This window comes from Methylohalomonas lacus, assembly GCF_024808875.1.
Lineage (GTDB): Bacteria > Pseudomonadota > Gammaproteobacteria > Methylohalomonadales > Methylohalomonadaceae > Methylohalomonas > Methylohalomonas lacus.
In genome coordinates, this window is record NZ_JANUCT010000002.1 from 145134 (window position 1) to 170058 (window position 24925).

The window sequence follows — 24925 nt, forward strand, 5'->3', positions numbered from 1 at the left end:
GAATGATGGCAAAGCATGATCTGGTCTATGGCATTCATGCCGTGCACCATCTGCTCGAACGCGCACCTGAGCAGATACTCGAGGCCTGGGTACAGGAGTCGCAACAGAGTGAATCGCTGAAATCACTGCTCGCGCAGCTGCGTGAGTACGGCGTGGCCGTACATCGCGCCAACGCCGTAACCCTGGACAAGCTCAGTGGCAACGCGGTGCATCAGGGCATCGTGCTGCGCAGTCGGCGACCGGCCCAGGACCCGCTGGGTCTGGATGAACTGCTGACCACCAGCGCGCAGCCACTGTTTCTGGTGCTCGACGGCGTACAGGATCCACACAATCTCGGCGCCTGCCTGCGCAGCGCCGCCGCCGCCGGGGCCACCGCGGTGATCATCCCCAAAGACCGCGCGGTGGGGATTAACCAGACCGTGCGCAAGGTCGCCAGCGGCGGTGCCGAGATCGTGCCGCTACTGCGGGTGACCAACCTCGGGCGCACGCTCGCGGATATGAAAGACGCCGGTGTCTGGCTGGTTGGGCTGAGCGCCGAGGCCAGCGACAGCATCCACGCGATCGACCTGGACCGGCCGCTGGCACTGGTCATGGGCGCCGAAGGCCGCGGCCTGCGGCGGCTGACACGCGAACACTGCGATTATCTCGCCAATATTCCCATGGCCGGCGCCATCGACAGCCTCAACGTGTCGGTGGCTACCGGCATTTGCCTGTTCGAGGCATTGCGCCAGCGCGGCGGGTAGCCCGGCGCACGGATTATTCGATAGAGGGGAACAAAAGGTTCCCGGCGGGAGGCCCGCCCGGGCCGGATGTCCGCTTTGCCGTGCGACGAAAGTTGCTTTAACCCGCCGATTTCCCTAGAATTGTGCGTTTTCCCCAGTACCTTGCCACACCGCCGCTTGCGGGTGGCTGTCAAACCGAGAGGAACGACTAATGCGTCATTACGAAATTATCTTCATGGTCCATCCGGACCAGAGCGAACAAGTGCCGGCCATGATCGAGCGCTATCGCAGCATGATCGAGGCCAAAGAGGGCAAGATTCATCGCCTCGAAGACTGGGGCCGGCGCCAGCTGGCCTATCCCATCAACAAGGTTCACAAAGCCCACTACGTGCTGATGAACGTCGAGTGCAACGGCGAATCGCTGGATGAACTGACCAGTGCCTTCCGTTTCAACGATGCCGTTATTCGCAACCTCGTGGTCAAGAAGGACGAGGCCGTTACCGAACCGTCGCCGCTCATGAAGAGCAAGGACGAGGAAGAGTCCGACGAGCGGCGCGAACGCGACGATGATGACGACAGCCGCGCGTCGGTTCCGCCCGTTGAAGCCGATGAGGACGCCGACGGCGCCGACGAGCCGGCCGCTGAAGCCACGACCACCGACGAAGTCTGAAAGCCGGTCAGCACACAGTATTCACCTTAGAGAGGGATAAATCATGAGCCGTTATTTCCGTCGCAAACGCTTTTGCCGCTTCACCGCCGAAGGCGTCAAGGAAATTGATTACAAGGACATCAATACGCTGAAGAACTACATCACCGAAACCGGCAAGATCGTGCCCAGTCGCATCTCCGGTACGGCGGCCAAGTATCAGCGTCAGTTGTCGACCGCCATCAAGCGCGCACGCTACCTGGCGTTACTGCCGTACAGCGACTCGCACTGAGTTACGGCGCAGCGACTGCGGCCGAACCTGAACGGCAATGCGTGCGCTCGCCGGCTATATACTGAGTGGCAGGCCGCAGGCGATCGCCGTGACCACGGCGTTCGGACTGCTGTCGCTGGTGGTGCCGCCACTGGCCTATATTGTCAGCGGTGTACCGGTGGCGTTGGTCAGCCTGCGCGCCGGCCCGCTGGCCGGTTTGCAGGTCATGCTCGGGTCACTGGTCGTTCTGGCGCTGGCGTTGTTGCTGTTCGGCCTGCCCGCCGCGCTGGCGCTGGGTTTGCTGCTCGGAATCTGGCTACCGGTGGCGTTTTGTGCCTACCAGTTGCGCCGCTACGAGTCGCAGAGTGCGCTGGTTCTTGCCGCCGCCGGCGTGGCGGCCGCCTACGCCGGCCTGCTGCACCTGCTGGCCGGCGATGTGACCGCCTGGTGGCGCGAGCGATTACAGCCACAGCTGGAGCAGCTGCTGGAGAATCAGCCGGAGCTGTCAACCGGCCAGGTGCTGGAAGGCATTATGCCGTACGTCAACGGCATGGTGGCCGCCGGGCTGGTGTTCAGCCTGACGCTGGCGGTGCTGATCGCGCGCTGGCTGCAGGCGGTGCTCTACAACCCGGGCGGTTTCGGTGCCGAATTTCGCGCCCTGGTGTTGCCGCGCTGGCTGGTCACAGTGACCGTGGCGGCACTCGCCGGCGCCGTCCTGCTGGAGGGGGCATTCGCCGGCTGGCTGCGCGATCTGGTGTTCGTCACGCTGACCGCGTTCCTGTTCCAGGGTCTGGCGCTGGTGCATCTGCTGGTGAAAGTGCGCGGCTGGGCGACGCACTGGCTGTGGTTCATGTATGCGCTGCTGGTGCTGTTGCCGCAGTTCATCCTGTTTCTGGCCAGCGTCGGGTTTGCCGATGCCTGGCTGCGGCGCGGCCGCAGCATCGGGCCGGAGAAGGATGCCGGCACGGATCGGGACAGCAATGACGACAGCAGGAATGAATGAGGCGTTGGTCGCTGTTGCGGCCCGCCGTGATTAAGTATCATAGAAACATTGAGAGATTGAGGTGGCGTAATGGAAGTCATACTGCAGGAAAAGATTCATAACCTGGGCAGCCTCGGCGACCAGGTCAAGGTCAAGCCGGGCTACGGTCGCAACTACCTGATCCCGCAGGGCAAGGCCGTGCCGGCCACGCCCGATAACGTGGCCAAGTTCGAGGCCCGCCGTGCCGAGCTGGAAAAGGCCCAGGCCGAACAGCTGGCTGCGGCCCAGGCGCGTGCCGGGAAAATCAACGGTCTGAAGCTGACGCTCCCGCGCAAGGCCGCCGAGGAAGGCAAGCTGTACGGCTCCGTGGCTACCGCCGACATCGTCGAGGCCGCCGAAGCCGCCGGTGCCGAGCTGGAGAAGCACGAGCTGCATATGCCGGAGCCGATTCGGGCTATTGGCGAGTACGAGCTGCACGTCAGTCTGCACGCCGATGTCGAATGCACGATCACGGTTGTCGTGGTCGCCGAGGACGCCGCCTGAGCGGCATCCCGTCTGTCTGTAACCCGCCGGGCCCGGGCCCGGCGGTTGTACATCCGCAATAGCGCGAACGCCGTTCGTACCTGGAGGACCAGTAGGGCCGATGACCAGTCCCGCCACCTCGGATATCACCAAGGACCGGTCACACCAGTCATTCAAGGTGCCGCCGCATTCGGTACCCGCCGAACAGTCGGTACTCGGCGGCCTGCTGCTCGACAACCGCGCCTGGGACGAAATCTCCGAACAGCTGAGTGAGGAGGATTTCTACCGCAAGGATCACCGCCTCATCTTTCGCGCCATCGGCAGCCTCATCAACGAGGGCCGGCCGTGTGACGTCATCACCCTGTCGGAGTGGCTGGACAAGTCCGGCCTGCTGAACGAGGCCGGCGGCCACGATTACCTTGCCGCGCTGGCCGAGAACATCCCCAGCGCCGCCAACGTCAAGAGTTACGCCGGCATCGTGCGCGAGAGCTCGGTGCTGCGCCAGGTCATCGACACCGGCTACGACATTGCCGGCGCCGGCCTGAATCCCGAAGGCCGCACCAGCGAGCAGGTGCTGGATTTTGCCGAGAGCAGCGTCTTTCGCATTGCCGAGCAGGAAAGCCGCGGCCGGCGCAACTACCGCTCGATCACCACGCTGCTGACGGCGGCGCTGGACAAGGTCGACGAACTCTACCGCAGCAACAGCCACATCACCGGCATCGAAACCGGCTACAAGGACTTCGACGAGATGACCGCCGGCCTGCAGAAGTCCGACCTGGTCATCGTCGCCGGTAGGCCGTCCATGGGCAAGGCCCAGCCGCTGGATGCGAAAATCCGTACACAGGATGGCTGGAAGACCATGGGTGATCTGCGCATGGGCGATCGGCTTGCCTCCGTCGATGGCCGGCCCTCGCGGGTCGCAGGCGTATTTCCCCAGGGCACCAGGGATATCTATCGGATCACTTTTTCAGACGGCCGCAGTACCGAAGTCTGTGATGAACACCTGTGGAAAGTTCATCACCGCTTGTGGGATAAAGCGCGCACCATTTCCACCGCCAAAATTAGTGAACTTCTGACGCGCAAGCGCTACCAGGATCGCCTATGGATCGATCACTGTTCAGGTGATTTCGGTGCGAGTCGGTCGCTGCCAGTCGAACCCTGGGTGCTCGGCCTGTTGCTGGGCGATGGTAATTTGAAAGGCTCTGCGGTCCGCTTTTCAAGTGCGAGCCAGGAATTGCTCGACACTTTTGCCGAATCTCTCGGCGCAGGCTATCAGCTACGGGCAGCGGGCGGTTATGACTATCGCGTGGTGCAATCCGGCGGCGCACACCGGGTCGGCCAGCAGGGTGTTTCACCCAACCTCTTGATGGAGGCGCTGAAATCCCTGTCGCTCTGGGAAACCGGGGCTGAATCCAAGTTCGTACCCGAATGCTACAAGAATGCCGACAAGAGCACCCGGCTGGCATTATTGCGCGGTTTGCTGGATACCGACGGCTGGATAGAAGCATGGGGCAGTATCCGTTTTGCCACGGTGAGCCGGCAGCTCGCGGATGATGTCGTGGAACTGGCGCGTTCGCTCGGTGGCTGGGCAACCAAACGGGTGCGCCAGAACCGTTACACTTACAAGGGCGAGCGCAGAACCGGGCGTGATGCCTGGGTCGTCAATATTCATTATTCCAGGCCGCGCGATCTGTTCACCCTGCCGGCTAAGCAGGATCGCGTCATTCCGAAGATAAAGCGGCAGCGCATGCCGGTCATCAAATCCGTTGAATGGGTCAGAAAGGCGCCGGCCCAGTGCATTTCGGTGACACACCCCGACAATCTGTATATCACCGACGATTACGTGGTCACCCACAATACCGCCTTCGCCATCAACATCGCCGAGCATGTCGCCATCAAGGGCGAGAAGTCGGTGGCGATTTTCAGCATGGAAATGCCGGGTGAACAGCTGGCCATGCGTATGCTCGGTTCGTTATCGCGTATCGATCAGCAGAAGATCCGAACCGGCAACATCGGCGAGGACGACTGGCCGCGGCTGACGGCGACGCTGACCATGATGCAGAACCGCAAGATGTTCATCGACGACGCCGGTGGCCTGACGCCGTCCGAGGTACGCTCGCGCTGCCGGCGCATCAAGCGCGAGCATGGTCTTGATATGGTGATCGTCGACTACCTGCAGCTCATGCAGATGCCGGAAAACAGTGAGAACCGTGCCACCGAGCTGTCCGCCATTTCGCGCGGCCTGAAGTCACTGGCCAAGGAACTCAACGTGCCGGTCATCGCGCTGTCGCAGCTGAACCGGTCGCTGGAACAGCGCGACAACAAGCGGCCGCGCATGTCGGATTTGCGTGAATCCGGTGCCATCGAGCAGGACGCTGACGTTATCGTCTTTATCTATCGCGACGAGGTCTACAACGAGGACAGCCAGGACAAGGGCAAGGCCGAGATCATCATTTCCAAGCAGCGTAACGGACCCATCGGCGAATGCTTTCTCGCTTTTCGCGGCCAGTACACGCGCTTTGAAAACTATATCGACGACAGTCGCTTTTCCACCGGGGATTATGGATGAGCCGACCGGCCAGTGTTGTTATCAACCTTGCCGCCCTCGAGTCGAATTTCCAGCGTGTCCGCCAGCTGGCGCCGCGCCAGAAGATTATGGCGGTGGTCAAGGCCGACGCCTACGGTCACGGCATCGGCCGCATTGCCCGGCGACTGGCGCAGGCGGACGCGTTCGGCGTTGCCTGCCTGGAGGAAGCACGGCAGCTGCGTGACGCCGGCATTCGCCAGCCTATCGTCCTGCTGGAGGGGCCGTTCAGTGCCGACGAGCTGCCCGCCATCCAGCAACTCGACCTGGAAATCGTCATCCATCATCCACAGCAGTTTCCCATGCTGGCGGCGGCCGGCCGTGATCACGCGCTGCGCACCTGGCTGAAGATCGACACCGGCATGCACCGTCTGGGTTTTCCGCCCGCGGAGGTGGCCGCGGCGCGCGAGCAACTGCTCGGCTATGCGGCGGTCAGCCGCGACATCCGCCTAATGACCCATCTGGCGTCGGCCAATGAGCCCGGTGACGCGCTGACCACGCGCCAGCTGCAGACGTTTGCCGATTGCACCGCCGGCATGGTTGCCGAGCGCAGTATCGCCAATTCGGCCGCAATTCTCGACTGGCCGGATAGCCATGGCGACTGGGTGCGGCCCGGCCTGTTGCTCTACGGCGTGTCACCGAATGTTCAACGACCGAGTCTCGATGAGGGCCTGCAGCCGGTGATGACCTTCGCCTCGCAGCTGATTTCAGTCAAGCGCCTGCACAAGGGCGACACGGTCGGTTACGGCGCCACCTGGACGTGCCCCGAGGACATGCCGGTCGGTATTATCGCCGCCGGCTACGGCGACGGTTATCCACGCCACGCCCGCTCCGGCACGCCGATCCTGGTCAACGGCCAGCGCGCGGCCATGATCGGCGTCGCCTCCATGGACATGCTGGCGGTGGATCTGCGCAATGCGCCGACGGCACAGGTCGGCGACCCGGTCGTGCTCTGGGGCGACGGTCTGCCGGTCGAGGAGATCGCCGACTGCGCCGGTACCATTCCCTACGAACTGCTGTGTGGCGATCGCAAGCGCACGCGTTTCCACGAACAGGGCTAGCGCGGAGCAAACAAACGATGGCAAAGCCGAAGGTGCAGTATCAGTGCAACGCCTGTGGGGCCCAGTTTCCCAAGTGGTCGGGACAGTGCCCGGACTGCAACGCCTGGAACACGCTGGAGGAAATCGCTGCCATTGCCATTGGCCAGCACGCCGGCAGCCGCGGCAGTCAGCCCATGCACCTGGTTGGTGAAGCCGCCGCCGTACAGATGCTGGACAGCGTCGAGACGGAAGGCGAGGTGCGGCTGGCGACCGGTACCGGTGAATTCGACCGCGTGCTCGGCGGTGGCCTGGTACGCGGTTCGATCGTGCTGATCGGCGGCGACCCCGGCATCGGCAAGTCGACGCTGCTGCTGCAAACCGTAGCCAACCTGAGTGCGACCGGCACGCCCTGCCTGTACGTGACCGCGGAAGAATCGGCACAGCAGGTGGCGTTGCGTGGCAAGCGCCTGGGACTGCGGCTCGCCGACCTGAAAATTTCCACCCAGAATCGGCTGGAAGACGTACTCGCCACCAGCCAGGCGGAAAAGCCCGCCGTGCTGGTGATCGACTCGATCCAGACCGTCTACAGCGAGGCATTGCAATCGGCGCCCGGCGCCGTCGCCCAGGTGCGTGAATGCGCCGCACAGCTCGTCCGTTATGCCAAGCAAAGCGGCACTGCTGTTTTCCTGGTGGGTCATGTCACCAAGGAGGGCACGCTGGCCGGACCGCGCGTGCTTGAGCACATGGTCGACGGCGTACTCTACTTCGAGGGCGACAGCGGCAGTCGTTATCGCGTCATCCGCGCGATCAAGAACCGCTATGGTGCGGTCAACGAACTGGGCGTGTTCGGCATGACCGACAAGGGCCTGAAGGAAGTCGGTAATCCGTCGGCGATCTTTCTGTCGCGTCACGACCAGCCGGTGGCCGGCAGTGTGGTCATGGTTACGCGCGAGGGCAGCCGGCCGTTGTTGGTCGAGGTGCAGGCTCTGGTCGATGCCAGTCAGGGCGGTAATCCGCGGCGCGTGATTCTCGGCCTGGAACAGAACCGGCTGGCCATGCTGCTCGCGGTCATGCATCGCCATGGCGGTATTGCCACCTATGACCAGGACGTGTTCGTGAATGTTGTCGGCGGCGTACGTGTTACCGAAACGGCCGCCGACCTGCCGATCGTGCTGGCGGCTCTATCGAGCCTGCGCGATCAGCCTTTGCCGCAGGAGCTGATTGCCTTCGGTGAAATTGGTTTGGCCGGGGAAATTCGGCCGGTGCTGAATGGTCCGGAACGTTTGCGCGAAGCCGGCAAGCACGGCTTCAAGCATGCCATCGTGCCACAGGCCAACAAGCCGAAGCAGGCGATCGAGGGCTTGCAGATCACCGGTGTCAGTCGCCTCAGTGAAGCGCTGGATGTCGTACAGTCACTGACCTGAAGTATACCGGGGCAAACCTGTTACATATGGGTGGTGTTCTGGTTTTGAACAGGTTTTGTCATTCCGAATAGCTACCACACAATCAATTCCAATGCAGTCATGCTGCAGCGTTATTCGCGTGCCACTCCCTCATTAGTCTTTCTCTTCGATATTATGTCGTCTCGCTTGTCACGGGCGATCGCTTGCTGTTAGGTTGCGTTTTTTTGCAGTAAAAATGCTTCGTTGTTGGGGATGCTGTACAGGGCTACGGAGTTGATGCAATCAATTGGGAGTGCAGCCATGATCATTTACAAAAAACCTGAAATGCATCGGCTGGGTGTATTTTTCGGGAACTTTTGTCTGTTGTTATTGTTCCCGATCGCTGCTGTAGCGAACGAAACCAACGCCGAGATACTTGAAGAGTTGCGTGCCCTCAAAGAACGCGTGGGTGAGCTGGAACAAAAACTCGAGCAGGCCGAGCAGAAGGTTGCCGAGCATGAATCCGGACCGGCGACAGATGAAAACAACGAGCCGCAGCAGCTGCGCGTGATCCAGATCGAGGATGATGAAGGAGCGGGCGGGATCGATGATGAGTCTATCGCGAGTGATAGTGATATGGATGTGGTTGATACCGACATGAAGGAACTGGCCTCGACACTGGAAACCCGCATTCTGCTTGGCAGCACTTACCGTTCCGAGGTCGAGGATCTGGTCACCACCAAGGCCCAACAGGTCTATGCCCAGCGTGAGGCGCAGAAGGCTGAAAACACCATACGCGTGCACGGTGCCCTGCGAACCCAGTTCAGTTTCGAGGACTTCAATGCCGGCAATCGCGACCGCGGCGGTGACTTCGACTTTGATACTTTCCGTATCAACCTAGACGGGGCTATCGGTGACGTGCTGCTGTCGGGTGAATATCGCTTTTACCAATACATGGATGTCATTCATCACGGCTGGGTCGGTTACAATTTTACCGACAAGCTGCAAGGGCAGGTGGGCATCCACCAGGTACCATTCGGCGTTCTGCCATTCAACTCACATAACTACTTCTTCAGTTCCAACTATTACCTGGGACTGGAGGACGACTACGACATGGGTGTGAAATTCATCTACGATGATAGTCCGTGGAATCTGCAGGCAGCCTTCTACAAGAATGACGAACAGGGTGGTGTCGACGGTTTTGTCGACAATCGTGCCGATCGCTATTCCTACGACGTTGTGGGTGGTGGCAATGCCATTGATGGTCAAGGTAATTTAATCGGTGCCCAGGAGCTTGGCGAAACGAATACCTTCAATGCCCGTGCTGCCTACCGGTTTGAACATGCCGAAGACCATGTCACTGAAATCGGAGTCTCCGGTCAGTATGGGGATCTGCATGACGGCACCAATTCGGTCGGCGACAATCATGCCTACGCGATTCATCTGGACGGTTTCTATGATCGCTGGAACGTGCAGCTGCAGGCGGCACGTCAGGAGTACGATCTCGATTCCGGCGCCGACGTCATGACCGTGGGTGCATACAGCTTCTTTGATACCATTCCGGCCGAGACGAGCGTCTATACCGCCAACGTCTCGTACAGCAAGCCGGTTAATTTCGGGCCGGTCTCGAATGTCACTTTCTATAATGACTATTCACTGGTCACTGACAAGCCAGCGAATCTGGATGATACCTGGATGAACGTGACTGGTTTCTCGTTGAGTGCGGGCGGTCTGTTCGCCTATTTCGATTTCGTCATGGCGCGCAATCAGCCTTTTATCGGCGGTAGTCTTGCCGGTGACGATGATGGAACCAATAGCCGCTTCAATATCAACCTGGGCTACTATTTCTAGCCTGCCCGAAACGGGTCCGAACAGAGTCGGGCTGAGAGCGGCAACTCAGGTGTTGCCGCTTTTTTTCTGCGGATAATAGCGCAGCTTGGCTGTCTTGACGGCGCTTTCCGTGGTTGCCGTGATCTCGAATGCGTAGTCGCCGATTTTTAGGCTGGTGCCGGGCTCGGGAATGCTTTCCAGATACTCAAGAATCAGGCCGTTCAGGGTGCGCGGACCCTTGGTAGGCAGATGCCAGCGTAGCTGGCGGTTGATATCGCGGATACTGGCGGTACCGTCGATCAGGTAACTGCCGTCATCCTGCGGGTGGATATCGCGGTTGAAACTCTGCATGTCGGTGGTGAACTCGCCGACGATCTCCTCGAGCATGTCTTCCAGTGTTACCAGTCCGAGAACGACACCGTACTCATCAACGACCAGACCGATGCGCTGACGGCTACGCTGGAAGTTGACCATCTGCGTATGCAGCGGCGTGTCCTCGGGTACGAAGTAGGGTTCACTGACGCTTGCCTCAAGGGTTTCACGGGTGACTTCTTCGTGTTCTATCAGACTGCGCAACAGGCGGCGTACATGCAGTATGCCGACAGTATTGTCGAGATCGCCGCGGAATACCGGAATACGGGTATGACGGCAATGATTGAGCATGTCGTATATCTCGTCGATATCGTCTTCGAGATCAATACCGGTAACCTCGGCACGCGGCACCATGATGTCGTTCACCGTAAAGTTTTCGAGATCGAGGATGCTGAGCAGCATTTTCTGGTGGCGCTTCGGAATCAGGTTGCCGGCCTCGCGTACCACAGTGCGCAGTTCCTCACGTGACAACGGTGAGTCGCTCTGCTCTTCCATGTTGAAACCGAGTATGCGCAACAGGCCATTGGCAATGGCATTGAGTACCCAGACGGCCGGATAGAACAGGCGCAGTAACGGTTTGAGAATGAATGAACTGGGAAAGGCGAACCGCTCCGGGTACAGGGCAGCGACGGTCTTCGGCGCGACCTCGCCGAAGATGAGGATGATCACGGTCAGGCCCAGCGAGGCAATGGCAATGCCGGCCTCACCGAACAGGCGCAGGCCGATGACCGTCGCCAGCGAGGCGGCGAAGATATTGACCAGGTTGTTGCCCAGCAGAATGATGCCGATGAGCCGGTCCGGTCGTTCCAGCAACTGCTGGGCACGCATCGCACCACGGTGGCGGCTTTCGGCGAGGTGCCGCAGCCGGTAGCGGTTCAGCGCCATCATGCTGGTTTCCGATCCGGAAAAGTAGCCGGACAGCAGAACCAGCACTCCCAGGGCGATGAAAAGGTAACTGAGCGGGATCGCTTCCACGCTTGATTGACTCCGAAAATTTAGGCGACAGGTTTAAGCTTGTGCGGGTTTGGCAGCGCCTTGCTCGGGCGTCTCTGCGAGGCGTCCGGGATGGCGCGTGCCGTCAAGGTTCACATTGCACGATTCACGTATCTAGACCCGGTTGAGGACCAGTTCCAGCGCCAGCTTGCTGCCGAAATAGGCCAGCATCAGGCAGGCAAAACCGGCCAGCGTCCAGCGGATCGCGATCTGGCCGCGCCAGCCACGCGCCCAGCGACCCCACAGTAATATGGCGAAGGTCAGCCAGGCCAGCAGCGACAGCACGGTTTTGTGCACCAGGTGCTGGGCGAACGGGTCGTGGAGAAACATGAAACCGGTAGCCAGTGCCAGGCTGAGCAGGAAGAAGCCGATGGTGATGATCTGGAACAGCAGATTTTCCATGACGGCCAATGGCGGCAGGGCGCGCATGATGCGGCCTGGATGCTTGTGTCGCAGCTGGCGCTCCTGCAGGGCCAGTACCAGCGCTTGCAGGGCGGCGACGCCGAGCAGGCTGTAGGCGCAGATCGACAGCAGGATGTGCGCCTCCAGGCCGGTCGGCGTCGTGGCCGGCAATATCCGGCTGCTGGGTACGAGTACCTGCAGCAGCAGGGCGATCGTCGCCAGCGGGTAGAGCACCACGGTCAGGTTCTGCAACGGGTTGTTCAGCGAGCCGACCAGAACGAACAGAACGATCATCCAGGTAACCAGCGACAGCGCGTTGAAAAAGCCGAGATCGAGCCCGGCGCCGGTGTGGATGAACTGGTACAGCACCAGCGCGTGAAAAAGCAGGGCGAAGCCGCCGGCCACCAGGTAGCCGGTGGCGTGCCGGTCGTTCCGGCTGTTCGGGCTGAACAGGGTCACGGCCAGTCGGCCGGCGGCGGCCAGATAGAGCAGGCTGGCGATGCCGGTGCCGATGACAGGGCTCATGATGGGTCACTACAGGCGTTCATTGACAGCATCATTGCATAATCGTCGTGTCGGTTGAAGCCGCGACATGCGTAGCCACGGTCGGCTCGGTTATAATGGTCCGCCAGAACCGCCCCGTGACCGCGACGCGGCCGGATAAGCCAACCGAATTCCAACTGAACCGGGTGTCACCTACATGTTCGACAATCTTTCCGAGCGCCTTGGCCGCACGCTGAAAAACCTGCGTGGCCAGGGGCGGCTGAGTGAAGACAACATCAGCGAGGCCATGCGCGAGGTGCGCATGGCGCTGCTCGAGGCCGACGTCGCCCTGCCGGTGGTCAAGGATTTCATCGAGCACGTGCGCGAGCGCGCTATCGGCCAGGAGGTTGCCACCAGCCTGACGCCCGGCCAGGTCGTCATCAAGATCGTCCACGAGGAACTGGTGCGGCTGATGGGCGAGTCAGCTACGCCGCTGTCACTGAATGTGGCACCGCCGGCGGTGATCCTGCTCGCCGGTCTGCAGGGTGCCGGCAAGACCACCACCGCGGTCAAGCTGGCGCGGCACATCCGCGATGATCTCAAGCGCAGCGTCAAGGTGGTGTCCTGCGACGTCTACCGACCCGCCGCCATTGACCAGTTGCACGCCTACGCCGATCAGGCCGGTATCGAGTACCTGCCCAGTGATTCATCGCAGAAGCCGCTGGATATCGCCCGCGATGCCGTGGCGACGGTGCGCCGCCAGGGCGTCGAGACGCTGATCGTCGACACTGCCGGACGTCTGCATGTCGACGAAGACATGATGGCCGAGGTCCAGGCGCTCAATAGTGACCTGAGCCCGGCGGAGACGCTGTTCGTCATCGACAGCATGATGGGCCAGGACGCGGTCAAGTCGGCCGAGGCCTTCAACAATGCCCTGCCGCTGTCCGGGGTGATATTGACCAAGGTCGACGGCGATGCGCGCGGCGGTGCGGCGCTGTCGGTACGGCATGTCACCGGCAAGCCGATCAAGTTCCTCGGCAGCGGCGAGAAATTCGACGCCCTGGAGGCGTTCCATCCGGAACGCGTCGCCTCGCGCATTCTCGGCATGGGCGACGTCCTGAGTCTCATCGAGGAGGTCGAGCGCAAGACCGATCAGGACAAGGCCAAGAAAATGGCCGCAAAGATCAAGAAGGGCGGTTTCGACCTGGACGACTTTCGCGATCAGATCAATGAAATGAACCGCATGGGGGGCATGAGCAGCCTGCTCGATAAGTTGCCCGGCACCGGCCAGTTGCCGGCCGGGGCCCTGAATCAGGTCAATGATGGTATGTTCAACCGGCTCGGCACGATCATCGACTCAATGACGCAAAAGGAGCGCCGTAAGCCGGATATCATCAACGGTTCGCGCAAGAAGCGCATCGCCGCGGGCTCCGGAACCTCGGTTCAGGAAGTCAACAAGCTGCTGAAACAGTTCGGACAGATGCAAAAGACCATGAAACGCATGAAACGCAAGGGTGGCCTGCAGAAGATGCTGCAGGGCATGGGCGGCGGCGGCGGTGGCGGTCTGCCGCCGGGTTTTAAGCCCTGACATGCAAGCGGCCGGGGCAGCGGCGCAATCATCGCGCAGCCGGTTACGTACCGTTAACAATCTCTCACACTGACAGTCAATTCGATGAACCGCGACAGCGACAAGAACGCCCTCGACTACCATCGCTATCCACGCCCCGGCAAGATCGAAGTCACGCCCACCAAGCCACTGGCCAACCAGCGCGATCTGGCGCTGGCCTACAGTCCCGGCGTCGCCGCGGCCTGCGAGGCGATCGTTGCCGATCCGGCCAGTGTTGCCGATATGACCGCGCGTTCGAATCTGGTCGCCGTCGTCACCAATGGCACCGCGGTACTCGGTCTCGGTGACATCGGCCCGCTGGCGGCCAAGCCGGTGATGGAAGGCAAGGCGGTGCTGTTCAAGAAATTTGCCGGCATTGACGTGTTCGATATCGAGATCAACGAGCGCGATCCGGAAAAGCTGGTCGATATTATTGCCAGCCTCGAACCCAGCTTCGGCGGCATCAATCTCGAGGACATCAAGTCGCCGGAATGCTTCATGGTCGAGGGCCGGTTGCGCAATCGCATGAACATTCCGGTGTTTCATGACGATCAGCACGGTACGGCGATTATTGTCGGGGCGGCGGTACTCAATGGCCTGCGCGTCGTCGGCAAGGACATCAAGGATGTCAAACTGGTCAGCACCGGTGCCGGCGCCTCCGGTATCGCCTGTCTGAAAGTGCTCGAAGGGCTGGGACTGCCGAAGGAAAACATGCGGGTGTTCGACCGTGACGGGCTGCTGCATCCGGGCCGGCGCGGCGGCCTGGAACCGCACAAGAAAATGTTTGCGACCAAAACCGGCAGCATCGAGACACTCAGCGAAGCCATGCAGGATGCCGATATCTTTCTCGGCCTGTCCGGTCCCGGCGTACTGAAACAGGAGATGGTGCGGTCGATGGCGCGCGACCCGCTGATCCTGGCATTGTCGAACCCGCTGCCCGAAATCCTGCCGGAGGAAGCGCAGGCGGTGCGACCGGATGCGATCCTGGCGACCGGCCGCTCGGACTATCCGAACCAGGTCAATAATGTCCTCTGTTTCCCGTTCATTTTCCGTGGCGCCCTGGATGTCGGCGCGACCATCATCAACGATGAAATGAAGCTCGCCTGTGTCTATGCGCTGGCCGAACTGGCCATGGAGGAGGCCCCCGATACCGTGGTGGCTGCCTACGGCGGCATCGATTTCAAGTTCGGTCGCGATTACCTGATCCCGAAACCGTTCGACCCGCGCCTGATACTCAAGCTGGCGCCGGCGGTGGCCATGGCCGCCAGCGACAGCGGTGTGGCGCTGCGACCGCTGACAGACGTCGAAGCCTATCGCCAGCAACTGCAGCGCTATGTCTTCGAGTCGGTGCTGATCATGCGGCCGGTGTTCGAACGTGCCAAGTCACAGCCGAAGCGCATCGTCTATGCTGAGGGTGAACAGCCGCTGATCCTGCGTGCCGTGCAAAGCGTGGTCGACGAACAGCTGGCGCGGCCGGTGCTGATCGGGGACGCGGCTACCATCAGCGAACGCATCAACCAGCTCGGCCTGCGGCTGCGCCCGGATACGGATATCGATATTGTCGCGGTGGATGATCCCACCGATCACAACAGCCAGATGGCGGCGCGCATGGTTCACGCGGGTCAGGCCGACGGCATAATCTGCGGCTACGAGGATTACTTCCACACACATCTGCAACATATCGTCGACCAGCTGGGGCTCGCATCCGGCGTCGCCCAGGCGGCCGCCATGAACATCGTTATTCTCAAGCAGGGCGTTTATTTCATCTGCGACACGGCAGTCACACCGGAACCCGACGCCGAGCAGTTGGCCGACATGACACTGCTGGCCGCGAATGTGGTCAGGCGTTTTGGCATGACGCCACGCGCCGCGCTGCTGGCCCATGGCAATGCCGGCGCTGAGGATACGCCGGTAGCGGCGCGGCTGCGACAGGCGGTGGACTTGATCCGGGCCCGGGACGCCGGGCTGGAAGTCGATGGCCCGAGCCGCGCCGATGCCGCATTGAACGATCAGATCCGGCAGACGGTAAAGCCGGACTCGCCGCTACACGGACAGGCGAACCTGCTGATCATGCCGAACATCGATGCCGCCAAGATCGGTTACGACCTCATCAAGGAACTGGGCGAAGCGGTCACCATCGGTCCGGTGCTGCTCGGTCTGGCACATCCCGTGCACCTGCTTACCGGTTCGGCCACCGTGCGCCGCGTCGTCAACGCCACCGCGCTGGCCGTTGTCGACGCCCAGGTGGCGGCGGTGCAGTCGCACGACAACTGATCGCCGGCCGAGCTCGTGACGGCAGCCGCGATCAAAGTCGAGCAGCTCAGCAAGCACTACGGTGCCGTTGAGGCACTGGCCGGGATCGATTTCACGGTGCCGCGCGGCAGTGTCTGTGGCCTGCTCGGCGCCAACGGTGCCGGCAAGACCACGACTATTGCCATACTGCTGGGCCTGCTGACGCCGAGCAGCGGTCGCGTGCATATCCTTGGCGAGGATTTTCTCGCCCACCGCTACCGCGTGCTGCCGCGCATGAATTTTTCCTCGCCCTATGTCGATCTGCCGCAGCGGCTGACGATCGAGGAAAACCTCGACGTCTACGCCCGCCTGTATGGCGTGCGCCAGCGCCGCCAGCGCCTGGCCGAGCTGTTTGAATCGCTGGATTTACAGGCGTTCCGGCGGCGTGCCTACGCAACCCTGTCGGCAGGTCAGAAAACCCGGGTTGCCCTGGCCAAGGCGCTGGTCAACGAACCCGATCTGCTGCTACTGGATGAACCGACCGCGTCGCTGGACCCGGACACGGCCGATCGCATGCGCCGCTATCTCAAGAACTATCAGGCCGCCACCGGTGCCAGCATTCTGTTTGCTTCGCACAACATGGCGGAAGTCGAGCGCATCTGCGATCAGGTGCTGATCATGCGCGCCGGCCGGATCGTCGATCGCGATGCGCCGGCGGCGCTGATCGCGCGCCACGGCCGCGCCAACCTCGAGGAGGTGTTCCTCGATGTCGTGCGCAACACCGGTCGCCATGCCCGTAGCGAAGAGGTAAGCCGGCATGAATGATCAGTTCATTGCCCATATTGGCGACAATTGCCGGGCCAGCTGCGGGCGCATCTACGCGATCATCCTGCGCTATGTCTACCTGCTGCGCGGCTCCTGGCCGCGCATGCTTGAGCAGGCCTACTGGCCGACCGTGCAGATGATCATCTGGGGCTTTATCACGCAATTTTTCATGACCAACAGCGACTGGGTGGCGCAGGCGACCGGCGTGTTGCTGTCGGCGGTGCTGCTGTGGGATGTGCTGTTTCGCGCCCAGCTGGGTGTGTCGGTGGCGTTCATGGAGGAGTTGTTCGCGCGCAACCTTGGTCACCTGTTTGCCAGCCCGCTGCGCCCGCAGGAGCTGATCCTGGCGCTGCTGAGCATCAGTCTGCTGCGCACGCTGCTCGGCGTCGGCACCGCCGCACTGCTCGCCATTCCGTTGTATCACATCTCGATCTTCGACCTCGGCCTGCCGCTGATTGCCTTTTTTACCTGCCTGCTGGTGTTCGGCTGGTCGGTGGGCCTAGTGATTTCATCACTGTTGCTGCGCTATGGTCTGGGCGTGGAAAGCCTGGCCTGGGCGTCGATTTTCGCGCTGGCGCCGATCAGTGCCATCTACTATCCGGTTACTGTTCTGCCCGACTGGCTGCAACCGGCGGCCTGGGCGCTGCCTACCAGCCATGTTTTTGAAGGCATGCGCAAGGTATTGTTTGATGGTGTTTTCGACTGGACGCTGTTGCTCAACGCTGTGGGCCTGAATGTATTCTACCTGCTGCTGGGCAGTTGGATTTTCTACCGGACGTTTCAGGCCGCCCGGCGCCGGGGGTTATTGCTGCAAATGGGTGAATAAAGGCAAAATACCGCTTAAACTGTAGACGTGTTATGCTTTTTGCCGCAGATTTTTGTACCTGAATTGTATTGAAACATCACTTCATTGAGGAAGATTTTAATGGCTATCAAGGCAATCAAAGAAAAACAAACCAAGGCCCAGATCATCAGCGATATTGCTGATGCGACGGAGATGACCAAGAAAGACGTCAAGTCCGTGCTGGCGGCGCTGTCGGACCAGGCCAAGCGGCATCTGGTCAAGCGTGGTTCCGGTGAGTTCTCGATCCCGGAAATGGGCGTTAAGCTGCGGCGCAAGGAGCAGCCGGCCCGCAAGGCGCGCAAGGGCGTGAACCCGTTTACGGGCGAGGAAATGATGATCAAGGCCAAGCCGAAGTCCATCACCGTGCGCGCCACCGTGCTCAAGGCGATGAAAGACGACCTGCAGTAAGTACTGACCGAATGCCGACCGGGGCGGTGATACCGCCCCGGTTTGTATCAGCAGACGGCGCTACTTGAAAAGCCTGAAAGGCGGTTCGAATCTGCCCGCAGCGACGAGCAGATACAGGCAGACCAGTCCCAACACAACAAACCAGCCAAAACTCCACTGGGCGATCGACAGCCCCAGAAACGTCCAGTCTATTTCCGCGCATTCGCCCGATCCGGCCAGGATCATGCGCAGTGCCTCGAACACTGGAAACACGTCCAGCATGTATTCCAGTCCGGGCCCGCACTCGGGCACCTGATCGGCCGGCAGATGCTGCAGCCAGATCTGGCGTCCGGCCAGCGTCCCGCCAATTGCTGTTGCCAGCAGACCGAGACCGGCATAGATGCGGATACCCAGCTTGCCCGGCGCATGGATGGCGGCAACGAGGCTGACGGCGAGTAGCGCAAAGAATGCCAGACGCTGCAGGATGCACAGCGGACAGGGTTCCAGCCCGGTAACGTACTGCAGGTAGTAGCCGAAGCCGAGCAGGCCGGTGCAGGCCAGCAGCAACAGTACGAAGATTGAACGAGCAGAGATCACGTCGCGCCCCTATGGTTTTTATAATTGTTCGCGAACGTGCGCGAACAGTGCCAATAATTATCTGACCGAACTATTTTCCCATGTTCCGCTGCGGGGTAACAGTCTCGCCCGTACGCCAGTCACACCGGCTCGTGACTCATCGATCCGGCGGTTACGGCCACAGTCGCCGGTGGCTGTACCGTTGCCAGGAAACGCGGGATGCGCCGCTCCAGCCAGTAGTCGGGACGCCACGGCAAGCGGCCACCGATGAAGCCGACATGGCCGCCGTGGCTACTGAGCTCGAAGCGTACCTGTGCGGACAGTTCTCCGGCAGCGGGCAGGCCGTCACGTCCCAGGAACGGATCGTCGGCGGCCTGCAGCAGCAGCGTCGGCGTCTGTATGTTATGCAGAAAGGCTTTCGAGCTGCTGCGCCGGTAGTAGTCGTCGGCATCGCGAAAGCCATGCAATGGTGCCGTGACGTAGCCGTCGAAAGCACGGAAACTGCGTTGGCGATGCAGCTGGCCGAGGTCGAACGGCGCCGCGCGGTGGGCAAATTTCTGCCGCATCTTGCGCCGCAGCGTAGCTACCAGCCACCACTGGTAAAGGCGCGACAGGCCACGGTTCAGCCGCGCCGCACCGACGGCCAGATCGAACGGCACCGACACCGCGCAGGCGCCGGCGAGTCCACTGGCGCGATTGGCGGCGCCGCGTTCGCCGAGGTACTTGAGCAGCACGTTGCCACCCAGTGAAAAGCCGACAGCCGTCAGTATCCCGGGTTGCTCGTGCTCATGCAGGTGGTTGATGACCTGTGCCAGGTCACCGGTTTCACCCGAGTGGTAGCTGCGTGTCAGGCGATTGGCGGGGCCGCTGCAGCCGCGAAAGTGCATGACCACCACACGCCAGCCAGCGGCCGCCAGCCGCTGCATCAGGCCGGGCAGGTAATGTGAGCGGTAGCAGCCCTCCAGCCCGTGCAATAAGAGACACAGGCGTTGACTGTCGGCCGGGCCGTGCCACGCCAGGTCGAGAAAATCGCCATCGGGCAGTTCCAGGCGTTGCCAGTCCACCGCGACTGATACCCGGTGAAAGAAGAATGGCCACAGGGTCTGCAGATGCGGCCCCGGCAGCCACCAGGCGGGGCAAAAGGCTTCTGCATCAGAATCAGGCGCCTGGCCAGCGGCCGTCGGGTGCTGCGGATCAGTCAAAATCAGCCATCACCTCGGCGCCGGTAAGACGCTCGCCGGCGTCACTGTAATCGTAATAGGCCGGCTTCTCGTCGACGAAGATGTGGCCCTTGAGCAGCAGTGCCGACGGCTCGGACAGGGCACCGGCACTGACCGCCAGGTGTCCCGTGGCCGGGCCGCGGCCTCGCCAGAACAGGCTGCTGCCGCAGTGGCTGCAAAAGCCGCGTTCGCCCCAGTCGGATGACGGGTACCACTGCAGCCGATCACCACGGTCGATATCGAGGCGCTCGACATGCACGGCCATAAAGCCGGTGGATACCCACTGGCGGCACATGCGGCAGTGGCAGACCCAGATATCCGGACTGTCCGCCGTTGCCTGAAACTGCACCTCACCACATAAACACTGTCCGGCCAGAGTCTGCATGATTGTCTTCCCCGCCGGCGTTTACCGGCTCAGTCGATGTTGCGTTTTGTTATATCGCCATAGGCGTCGATGCGCCGGTCGCGCAGGTACGGCCACAGGCGGCGCACGTCCTCGGTGCGCTGCAGGTCCAGCGTTGCCGTGATCACGGTCTCGGAAGCCGTATCGGCCTGCGCCAGCCATTCGCCCTGCGGGCCACAGATGAAACTCGAACCCCAGAATTGCGCGCCGCTGGTCTGGTTACTCGGGTCACTCTCGAAGCCGACCCGGTTGCTGCTGATCACCGGCAGGTTGTTGGCGACCGCATGGCCGCGTTGTACGGTCAGCCAGGCCTCGCGCTGGCGCGTCTGTTCGGCCGCGTCGTCGTCCGGATCCCAGCCGATGGCGCTGGGATAGATCAACAGCTCGGCGCCGGCCAGCGCCATAAGCCGGGCGGCTTCCGGGAACCACTGGTCCCAGCATACCAGCACGCCGAGATTCGCCGCACCGATCGCTATCGGCACGAAGCCGAGATCGCCGGGGGTGAAATAGAATTTCTCGTAGTAGCCCGGATCATCGGGTATGTGCATCTTGCGGTAACGGCCGGCCAGCCGGCCGTCGTTTTCGATCACGACCGCGGTATTGTGATAGAGCCCGGCGTTGCGGCGTTCGAAGATCGAACCGACGATCGCAATGCCGTGCTGCCGGGCCGCCGCGCACAGGGCGTCCGTTGTCGGCCCGGGGATCGGTTCGGCCAGATCGAACAGCCGCGTCTCCGCGGTCTTGCAGAAATACGGTGTGGCGTGCAGTTCCGGCAACAGCACCAGCTGCGCGCCGGCCGCGGCGGCCTGTTCGATGCCGGCGAGCGAACGCGCCAGGTTTTTCTGCTTGTCGTCATCACCGGCGGCGTGCTGGGCAATGGCTACTGTGAGTTCGCGGGACATGAGAATTCAGACCTATCGGGGATTGGTTTGAAAGAACTGCGGTCCGCAAATTAACGCAAATGAACGCAAAGTAGAATAGGAAGTGGGTATTTGGGCTTTGTTAGCGGCATCAGGCGTCACCCGGACAGATGTTCAGCGACGCTATTGGACGGCGTACGTTTATCGTTTCTCTCGCATTCTTGCTTGGCGAATCTGGATGCTGATGAACTGCGGTCCGTCAATTAACGCGACATATTTGTGTTCATTCGCGTGCATTTGCGGACGTCATATTAACCTTCCCTTGATTATGACGTTTTGTCGGTCGTCACCACCTGCGGTATCTGCATGCTGGCACAGTGCAGGACGCCGCCCTGGCGGACCATGGCGCGGGCGTCGATGCCGATGATATCGCGTTCCGGGAACGCCTTCTGCAGCTGTTCCAGCGCATGTTCGTCGGCCGGGTCATTATAGGTCGGGACCAGCACGCGTTCATTGATGATGACGAAGTTGGCATACGACGCCGGTACCGGCGCGCCGTCAACGAGCTGTGGTGCCGGTGCGGGCAGGGTGATCAGGCGGTAGGGCTTGCCGTCACGCCGGCACAGGGCCTGCAGTTCCGCGGCCATGGACAGCAGGCTGTTGTGGTTCGGATCGTCCGGGTTATCGCAGCCAGCGTAGACGATCGTCTCCGGGTCGGCAAAGCGTGCCAGTGTGTCGATGTGGCCATCGGTATCGTCGCCGGCGAGGTAGCCGTGCTCCAGCCATAGCGTGCGATCGCAACCGAGCTGTTCGGCAAAGAGTGCTTCCCAGGCGGCGCGATCCATGCCGGCGTTGCGCGAGGCGCCGAGCAGGCAGCCGCTGGTGGTCAGCAGCGTGCCGGCACCGTCGGTCTCCAGGCTGCCGCCTTCGAGGATCTGTGGCAGCGCGACCGGCACGGCGCCACCGAACTGACAGGTACCGGCGAGCCGGGCGTTGACCGTGTCATCGAGGCCGGCCTCGAACTTGCCGCCCCAGCCGTTGAAGCGGAAATCCAGCAGGCGTGGCGTGTCGGCGTCGATGATCGTAATCGGGCCGTAGTCGCGGATCCAGGTGTCATTGAAGCTGCAGATGATCGGCTTGATGTTGTTCGCGTCGACGCCGGCCTGTTCGAGCCGGTCGCTGACATGGATGAGATGCACGGCGTCCTGACACAGGATCCAGACCGGTTGCACGGCGGCCACGGCGGCCACGAAATCGACGTAGACCGGTTCGATGGCCGTCAGTGTGTCACGCCAGTCGGTGGTTTCGTGCGGCCAGGCAACAAGCAGGGCGGCCTGCGGTTCCCACTCGGCCGGGAAGCGGCGCTGGCTGCTCATGGCATGATATCCACGGCCGGTCCGTCGTTGCCGCCGATGTGTAGTCGGCCGGAGTCGATATTCGTGACGGCCAGGCAACGATAACCGCCGTCGCCGTTCGCGGCGGCATTGACGACATGCCCGGCCCGTTCGCCGGTGGCGCTGTAGAGTGCCTCGCCGGCGGTCAGGGCCGTGTCGCTGCTACCATGGTGCAGGCGTTGCTTGACCTCGCCGCGGTAGTGCAGCCGGGCGACGACCTCCTGGCCCGGGTAGCAGCCCTTGTTGAAGTCGAGGCCACCGTTTAAATCCAGGTTCAGCATCTGCGGCAGAAACTGTTCCGATACCGCGGCGTCGATCCACGGTTGCCGTGTTTCGATGTTTCGCAGCGTCCAGTCGTCGTCCCTGGCCACTGCGGCGTCTTCCGGGCGCAGAGCATGCAGGTCCTGCGCATCGCCGTAGACCAGCGTACGGTCGCCGGGTAGACGGATACAGGTACGCGCGTCGTCCAGCCGCACAGACCAGTCGGCGTCCGACAACGCGGCGGCGGCCAGCGCCTGGGTACCGGCCAGGCCCATGAAAGCGGCGGCCTCGACGTCCTCGATGTCGACCTGGGCGCGCAGCACGAACATACGCAGGCGCTTGATGACCGCGTCTTTCAGATCGGCGGCGACCAGTAAATCGATATGGTCGTCGGCACAGACAACGACGAACGTGGCGATGACCCGGCCCTTGGGATTGCACCAGGCCGCCAGACCGGCCTGACCGGGGTCGAGCCGGTTCATGTCACGGGTCAACTGGCCGTGCAGAAACGCCTGTCGATCGGCGCCGGTCAGCCGCAGCAGGCGCAGGGATGACAGTTCGTAGACGCGGTTTTCACTCATGAATGGAAGCAGTGGTGGTTTGATTGGTGAGTACGAATGGTAACACTCTGGTGGCGGGTAACTGGTAATTGGTGATTAGTGATTGGCAAGACCCGCCTTCGAGGGAACGGATTATAATCCGCGAACCTATCGGTGCCTGTTTCGCCGACTGAACTCGGCTCCTGCAGGTGGTTGGTTATTGGTGAATGGCAAGCTCCGGCCTTGACAACTATGGCGCTGGAGCACGCTATTTTAGTCACCAGTCACCAGTCACCAGTCACCAGTCACGATCCGCAGCCGCTCTATAAGTGTTTGGTACTCGGCCGGACACGGCCGCCGCGCCATGATCCAGTCGAGGATGTCCTGGTCGAGTTCATCGAGAATGCGCACGAATGCCTGTTGCACGTCGGCATCGGCGGTTTCGTACTGCTGTTCGAGGAAACCGCCGAGCACGATATCCATCTCCCGCATGCCACGGCGGCAGCGCCAGCGCAGGCGGTTTATGTCGGAAATCGAGGACATGCAAACTCCTGATGGATTGGAAGCTCAATGCCCGCGTTGGCTGTATTTCGTGAAGCGTATCTCGTATCTCGTACGTTGAGCGAGGCGGGATATGCCATCGAGATACGAGATACGGGCGACGAGATACGTCTATACGCTTCGCTCCACCATCTTCTTCTTGATCTCGGCGATCGCCTTGGCCGGGTTCAGGCCCTTGGGGCAGCTATTGGTGCAGTTCATGATGGTGTGACAGCGGTACAGCTTGAACGGATCTTCCAGTTCATCCAGGCGTTCGCCGGTATTCTCGTCGCGCGAATCGGCGATAAATCGGTATGCCTGCAAGAGGATGGCCGGGCCGAGATAGCGCTCCTGGTTCCACCAGTAGCTCGGGCACGAGGTCGAGCAGCAGGCGCAGAGGATGCACTCGTACAGGCCGTCGAGTTCGGCGCGTTCTTCCTTGGACTGCAGTCGTTCGCGATCCGGCGGCGGTGTCGTCTGTGTCTGCAGCCACGGTTTTACCGAGGCGTACTGGGCATAGAAGTGCGTCATGTCCGGCACCAGATCCTTGACGACATCCATATGCGGCAACGGGTAGATATTGATGTCGCCCTCATAATCATCGATTGCCTTGGTGCAGGCCAGCGTGTTGGTGCCGCCAATGTTCATGGCGCAGGAACCACAGATGCCTTCGCGGCAGGAACGGCGGAACGTCAGTGTCGAGTCGATCTCATTCTTGATGTGAATGATCGCGTCCAGAACCATCGGCCCGCATTTATCCAGATCGATCTCGTAGGTATCGATGCGCGGATTGTCGTCGTCTTCCGGGCTCCAGCGATAGACCCGGATGCGCTTGATGCGCTTGGCGCCGGCAGCGGCATTGAACGTCTTGCCAGCCTTGATCTTGGAATTTTTCGGTAAAGTAAATTCAGCCATGGTTTCGTATCTCGTCGTTCGTATCTCGTATCTCGATGGCGTATCCGGTTCCCGCTCTGACTGCGAGATACGAGATACGCTTCACGAGGAACGC

The 24925-nt window shown here is 61.4% G+C and carries 24 protein-coding genes; 14 read left to right on the plus strand and 10 right to left on the minus strand.

Annotation, left to right across the window (positions count from 1 at the left end):
* Nucleotides 1–5: 5 nt before the first annotated feature.
* From rlmB to J2T55_RS02010, 9 genes are all read left to right on the plus strand, one after another.
* Nucleotides 6–743 carry a 23S rRNA (guanosine(2251)-2'-O)-methyltransferase RlmB gene (gene rlmB / locus J2T55_RS01970; RefSeq protein WP_259053984.1) on the plus strand — a complete coding sequence of 246 codons (738 nt, stop codon included), beginning with the start codon at nt 6–8 and terminating at the stop codon, nt 741–743.
* 190 nt (nt 744–933) lie between these two features.
* Nucleotides 934–1392, plus strand: coding sequence for a 30S ribosomal protein S6 (gene rpsF, locus J2T55_RS01975; protein ID WP_259053916.1), 459 nt, complete (start codon nt 934–936; stop codon nt 1390–1392).
* 43 nt (nt 1393–1435) lie between these two features.
* Complete coding sequence (gene rpsR, locus J2T55_RS01980; RefSeq protein ID WP_259053917.1) at nt 1436–1660, plus strand: 30S ribosomal protein S18; 225 nt, start codon at nt 1436–1438, stop codon at nt 1658–1660.
* 37 nt (nt 1661–1697) lie between these two features.
* The gene (locus J2T55_RS01985; RefSeq protein ID WP_259053918.1) at nt 1698–2642 is read left to right on the plus strand and encodes a YybS family protein; all 945 of its coding nucleotides are present in this window, start codon (nt 1698–1700) and stop codon (nt 2640–2642) included.
* A 69-nt stretch (nt 2643–2711) separates the two neighbouring features.
* Nucleotides 2712–3164, plus strand: coding sequence for a 50S ribosomal protein L9 (gene rplI, locus J2T55_RS01990; RefSeq protein WP_259053919.1), 453 nt, complete (start codon nt 2712–2714; stop codon nt 3162–3164).
* Between the two features lie 100 nt (nt 3165–3264).
* Nucleotides 3265–5712: a replicative DNA helicase gene (dnaB, locus tag J2T55_RS01995; RefSeq protein WP_259053920.1), complete on the plus strand. Its 2448-nt coding sequence runs from the start codon at nt 3265–3267 to the stop codon at nt 5710–5712.
* On the plus strand, nt 5709–6788 hold the full coding sequence (gene alr, locus J2T55_RS02000; RefSeq protein WP_259053921.1) for an alanine racemase: 1080 nt from the start codon (nt 5709–5711) through the stop codon (nt 6786–6788). Before dnaB ends, alr begins: the two co-directional genes overlap by 4 nt.
* Before the next feature lie 17 nt (nt 6789–6805).
* The gene (gene radA, locus J2T55_RS02005; RefSeq protein WP_259053922.1) at nt 6806–8191 is read left to right on the plus strand and encodes a DNA repair protein RadA; all 1386 of its coding nucleotides are present in this window, start codon (nt 6806–6808) and stop codon (nt 8189–8191) included.
* A 279-nt stretch (nt 8192–8470) separates the two neighbouring features.
* Nucleotides 8471–10000, plus strand: a complete 1530-nt coding sequence (locus J2T55_RS02010; RefSeq protein WP_259053923.1) for a carbohydrate porin — start codon at nt 8471–8473, stop codon at nt 9998–10000.
* 45 nt (nt 10001–10045) lie between these two features.
* Here the strand turns inward: J2T55_RS02010 and J2T55_RS02015 are convergent, their stop codons facing one another.
* Complete coding sequence (locus tag J2T55_RS02015; RefSeq protein ID WP_259053924.1) at nt 10046–11326, minus strand: HlyC/CorC family transporter; 1281 nt, start codon at nt 11324–11326, stop codon at nt 10046–10048.
* Between the two features lie 132 nt (nt 11327–11458).
* Nucleotides 11459–12271 (minus strand): cytochrome C assembly family protein, encoded by an 813-nt coding sequence (locus tag J2T55_RS02020; RefSeq protein WP_259053925.1) that lies wholly within the window; start codon nt 12269–12271, stop codon nt 11459–11461.
* Nucleotides 12272–12446: 175 nt separating this feature from the next.
* Between J2T55_RS02020 and ffh the strand changes: the two genes are divergently transcribed.
* From ffh to J2T55_RS02045, 5 genes are all read left to right on the plus strand, one after another.
* Nucleotides 12447–13817 carry a signal recognition particle protein gene (gene ffh / locus J2T55_RS02025; RefSeq protein ID WP_259053926.1) on the plus strand — a complete coding sequence of 457 codons (1371 nt, stop codon included), beginning with the start codon at nt 12447–12449 and terminating at the stop codon, nt 13815–13817.
* A gap of 84 nt (nt 13818–13901) precedes the next feature.
* Nucleotides 13902–16109, plus strand: coding sequence for an NADP-dependent malic enzyme (locus J2T55_RS02030; RefSeq protein ID WP_259053927.1), 2208 nt, complete (start codon nt 13902–13904; stop codon nt 16107–16109).
* Nucleotides 16110–16124: 15 nt separating this feature from the next.
* On the plus strand, nt 16125–16892 hold the full coding sequence (locus J2T55_RS02035; protein WP_259053928.1) for an ABC transporter ATP-binding protein: 768 nt from the start codon (nt 16125–16127) through the stop codon (nt 16890–16892).
* The gene (locus tag J2T55_RS02040) at nt 16885–17718 is read left to right on the plus strand and encodes an ABC transporter permease (protein WP_259053930.1); all 834 of its coding nucleotides are present in this window, start codon (nt 16885–16887) and stop codon (nt 17716–17718) included. The genes J2T55_RS02035 and J2T55_RS02040 overlap by 8 nt, the downstream gene beginning before the upstream one ends.
* 99 nt (nt 17719–17817) lie before the next feature.
* The gene (locus tag J2T55_RS02045) at nt 17818–18144 is read left to right on the plus strand and encodes an HU family DNA-binding protein (RefSeq protein ID WP_259053931.1); all 327 of its coding nucleotides are present in this window, start codon (nt 17818–17820) and stop codon (nt 18142–18144) included.
* Nucleotides 18145–18204: 60 nt separating this feature from the next.
* On the opposite strand, the gene J2T55_RS02050 is transcribed toward J2T55_RS02045, so the two are convergent.
* From J2T55_RS02050 to J2T55_RS02085, 8 genes are all read right to left on the minus strand, one after another.
* Nucleotides 18205–18720 carry a disulfide bond formation protein B gene (locus J2T55_RS02050; protein ID WP_310521961.1) on the minus strand — a complete coding sequence of 172 codons (516 nt, stop codon included), beginning with the start codon at nt 18718–18720 and terminating at the stop codon, nt 18205–18207.
* A 119-nt stretch (nt 18721–18839) separates the two neighbouring features.
* Nucleotides 18840–19901: a hydrolase gene (locus J2T55_RS02055; protein WP_259053932.1), complete on the minus strand. Its 1062-nt coding sequence runs from the start codon at nt 19899–19901 to the stop codon at nt 18840–18842.
* Nucleotides 19894–20304 carry a GFA family protein gene (locus tag J2T55_RS02060; RefSeq protein ID WP_259053933.1) on the minus strand — a complete coding sequence of 137 codons (411 nt, stop codon included), beginning with the start codon at nt 20302–20304 and terminating at the stop codon, nt 19894–19896. The genes J2T55_RS02055 and J2T55_RS02060 overlap by 8 nt, the downstream gene beginning before the upstream one ends.
* A 29-nt stretch (nt 20305–20333) precedes the next feature.
* Complete coding sequence (locus tag J2T55_RS02065; protein WP_259053934.1) at nt 20334–21224, minus strand: carbon-nitrogen hydrolase; 891 nt, start codon at nt 21222–21224, stop codon at nt 20334–20336.
* A 284-nt stretch (nt 21225–21508) separates the two neighbouring features.
* Entirely contained in the window at nt 21509–22558 is a 1050-nt protein-coding gene (locus J2T55_RS02070; protein ID WP_259053935.1) for an agmatine deiminase family protein, read from the minus strand.
* On the minus strand, nt 22555–23418 hold the full coding sequence (ygfZ, locus tag J2T55_RS02075) for a CAF17-like 4Fe-4S cluster assembly/insertion protein YgfZ (protein WP_259053936.1): 864 nt from the start codon (nt 23416–23418) through the stop codon (nt 22555–22557). The genes J2T55_RS02070 and ygfZ overlap by 4 nt, the downstream gene beginning before the upstream one ends.
* A gap of 249 nt (nt 23419–23667) precedes the next feature.
* Entirely contained in the window at nt 23668–23919 is a 252-nt protein-coding gene (locus tag J2T55_RS02080; protein WP_259053937.1) for an FAD assembly factor SdhE, read from the minus strand.
* A gap of 129 nt (nt 23920–24048) precedes the next feature.
* Nucleotides 24049–24831: a succinate dehydrogenase iron-sulfur subunit gene (locus J2T55_RS02085; RefSeq protein ID WP_259053938.1), complete on the minus strand. Its 783-nt coding sequence runs from the start codon at nt 24829–24831 to the stop codon at nt 24049–24051.
* Between the last annotated feature and the right edge of the window lie 94 nt (nt 24832–24925).

Excerpts from the sequence above, each read along its gene's own strand:
- rlmB (WP_259053984.1), top strand. The coding sequence starts at position 6 with ATGGCAAAGCATGATCTGGTCTATGGCATTCATGCCGTGCACCATCTG.
- rpsF (WP_259053916.1), top strand. The coding sequence starts at position 934 with ATGCGTCATTACGAAATTATCTTCATGGTCCATCCGGACCAGAGCGAA.
- rpsR (WP_259053917.1), top strand. The coding sequence starts at position 1,436 with ATGAGCCGTTATTTCCGTCGCAAACGCTTTTGCCGCTTCACCGCCGAA.
- J2T55_RS01985 (WP_259053918.1), top strand. The coding sequence starts at position 1,698 with ATGCGTGCGCTCGCCGGCTATATACTGAGTGGCAGGCCGCAGGCGATC.
- rplI (WP_259053919.1), top strand. The coding sequence starts at position 2,712 with ATGGAAGTCATACTGCAGGAAAAGATTCATAACCTGGGCAGCCTCGGC.
- dnaB (WP_259053920.1), top strand. The coding sequence starts at position 3,265 with ATGACCAGTCCCGCCACCTCGGATATCACCAAGGACCGGTCACACCAG.
- alr (WP_259053921.1), top strand. The coding sequence starts at position 5,709 with ATGAGCCGACCGGCCAGTGTTGTTATCAACCTTGCCGCCCTCGAGTCG.
- radA (WP_259053922.1), top strand. The coding sequence starts at position 6,806 with ATGGCAAAGCCGAAGGTGCAGTATCAGTGCAACGCCTGTGGGGCCCAG.
- J2T55_RS02010 (WP_259053923.1), top strand. The coding sequence starts at position 8,471 with ATGATCATTTACAAAAAACCTGAAATGCATCGGCTGGGTGTATTTTTC.
- J2T55_RS02020 (WP_259053925.1), bottom strand. The coding sequence starts at position 12,271 with ATGAGCCCTGTCATCGGCACCGGCATCGCCAGCCTGCTCTATCTGGCC.
- ffh (WP_259053926.1), top strand. The coding sequence starts at position 12,447 with ATGTTCGACAATCTTTCCGAGCGCCTTGGCCGCACGCTGAAAAACCTG.
- J2T55_RS02030 (WP_259053927.1), top strand. The coding sequence starts at position 13,902 with ATGAACCGCGACAGCGACAAGAACGCCCTCGACTACCATCGCTATCCA.
- J2T55_RS02040 (WP_259053930.1), top strand. The coding sequence starts at position 16,885 with ATGAATGATCAGTTCATTGCCCATATTGGCGACAATTGCCGGGCCAGC.
- J2T55_RS02045 (WP_259053931.1), top strand. The coding sequence starts at position 17,818 with ATGGCTATCAAGGCAATCAAAGAAAAACAAACCAAGGCCCAGATCATC.
- J2T55_RS02060 (WP_259053933.1), bottom strand. The coding sequence starts at position 20,304 with ATGCAGACTCTGGCCGGACAGTGTTTATGTGGTGAGGTGCAGTTTCAG.
- J2T55_RS02065 (WP_259053934.1), bottom strand. The coding sequence starts at position 21,224 with ATGTCCCGCGAACTCACAGTAGCCATTGCCCAGCACGCCGCCGGTGAT.
- J2T55_RS02070 (WP_259053935.1), bottom strand. The coding sequence starts at position 22,558 with ATGAGCAGCCAGCGCCGCTTCCCGGCCGAGTGGGAACCGCAGGCCGCC.
- ygfZ (WP_259053936.1), bottom strand. The coding sequence starts at position 23,418 with ATGAGTGAAAACCGCGTCTACGAACTGTCATCCCTGCGCCTGCTGCGG.
- J2T55_RS02080 (WP_259053937.1), bottom strand. The coding sequence starts at position 23,919 with ATGTCCTCGATTTCCGACATAAACCGCCTGCGCTGGCGCTGCCGCCGT.
- J2T55_RS02085 (WP_259053938.1), bottom strand. The coding sequence starts at position 24,831 with ATGGCTGAATTTACTTTACCGAAAAATTCCAAGATCAAGGCTGGCAAG.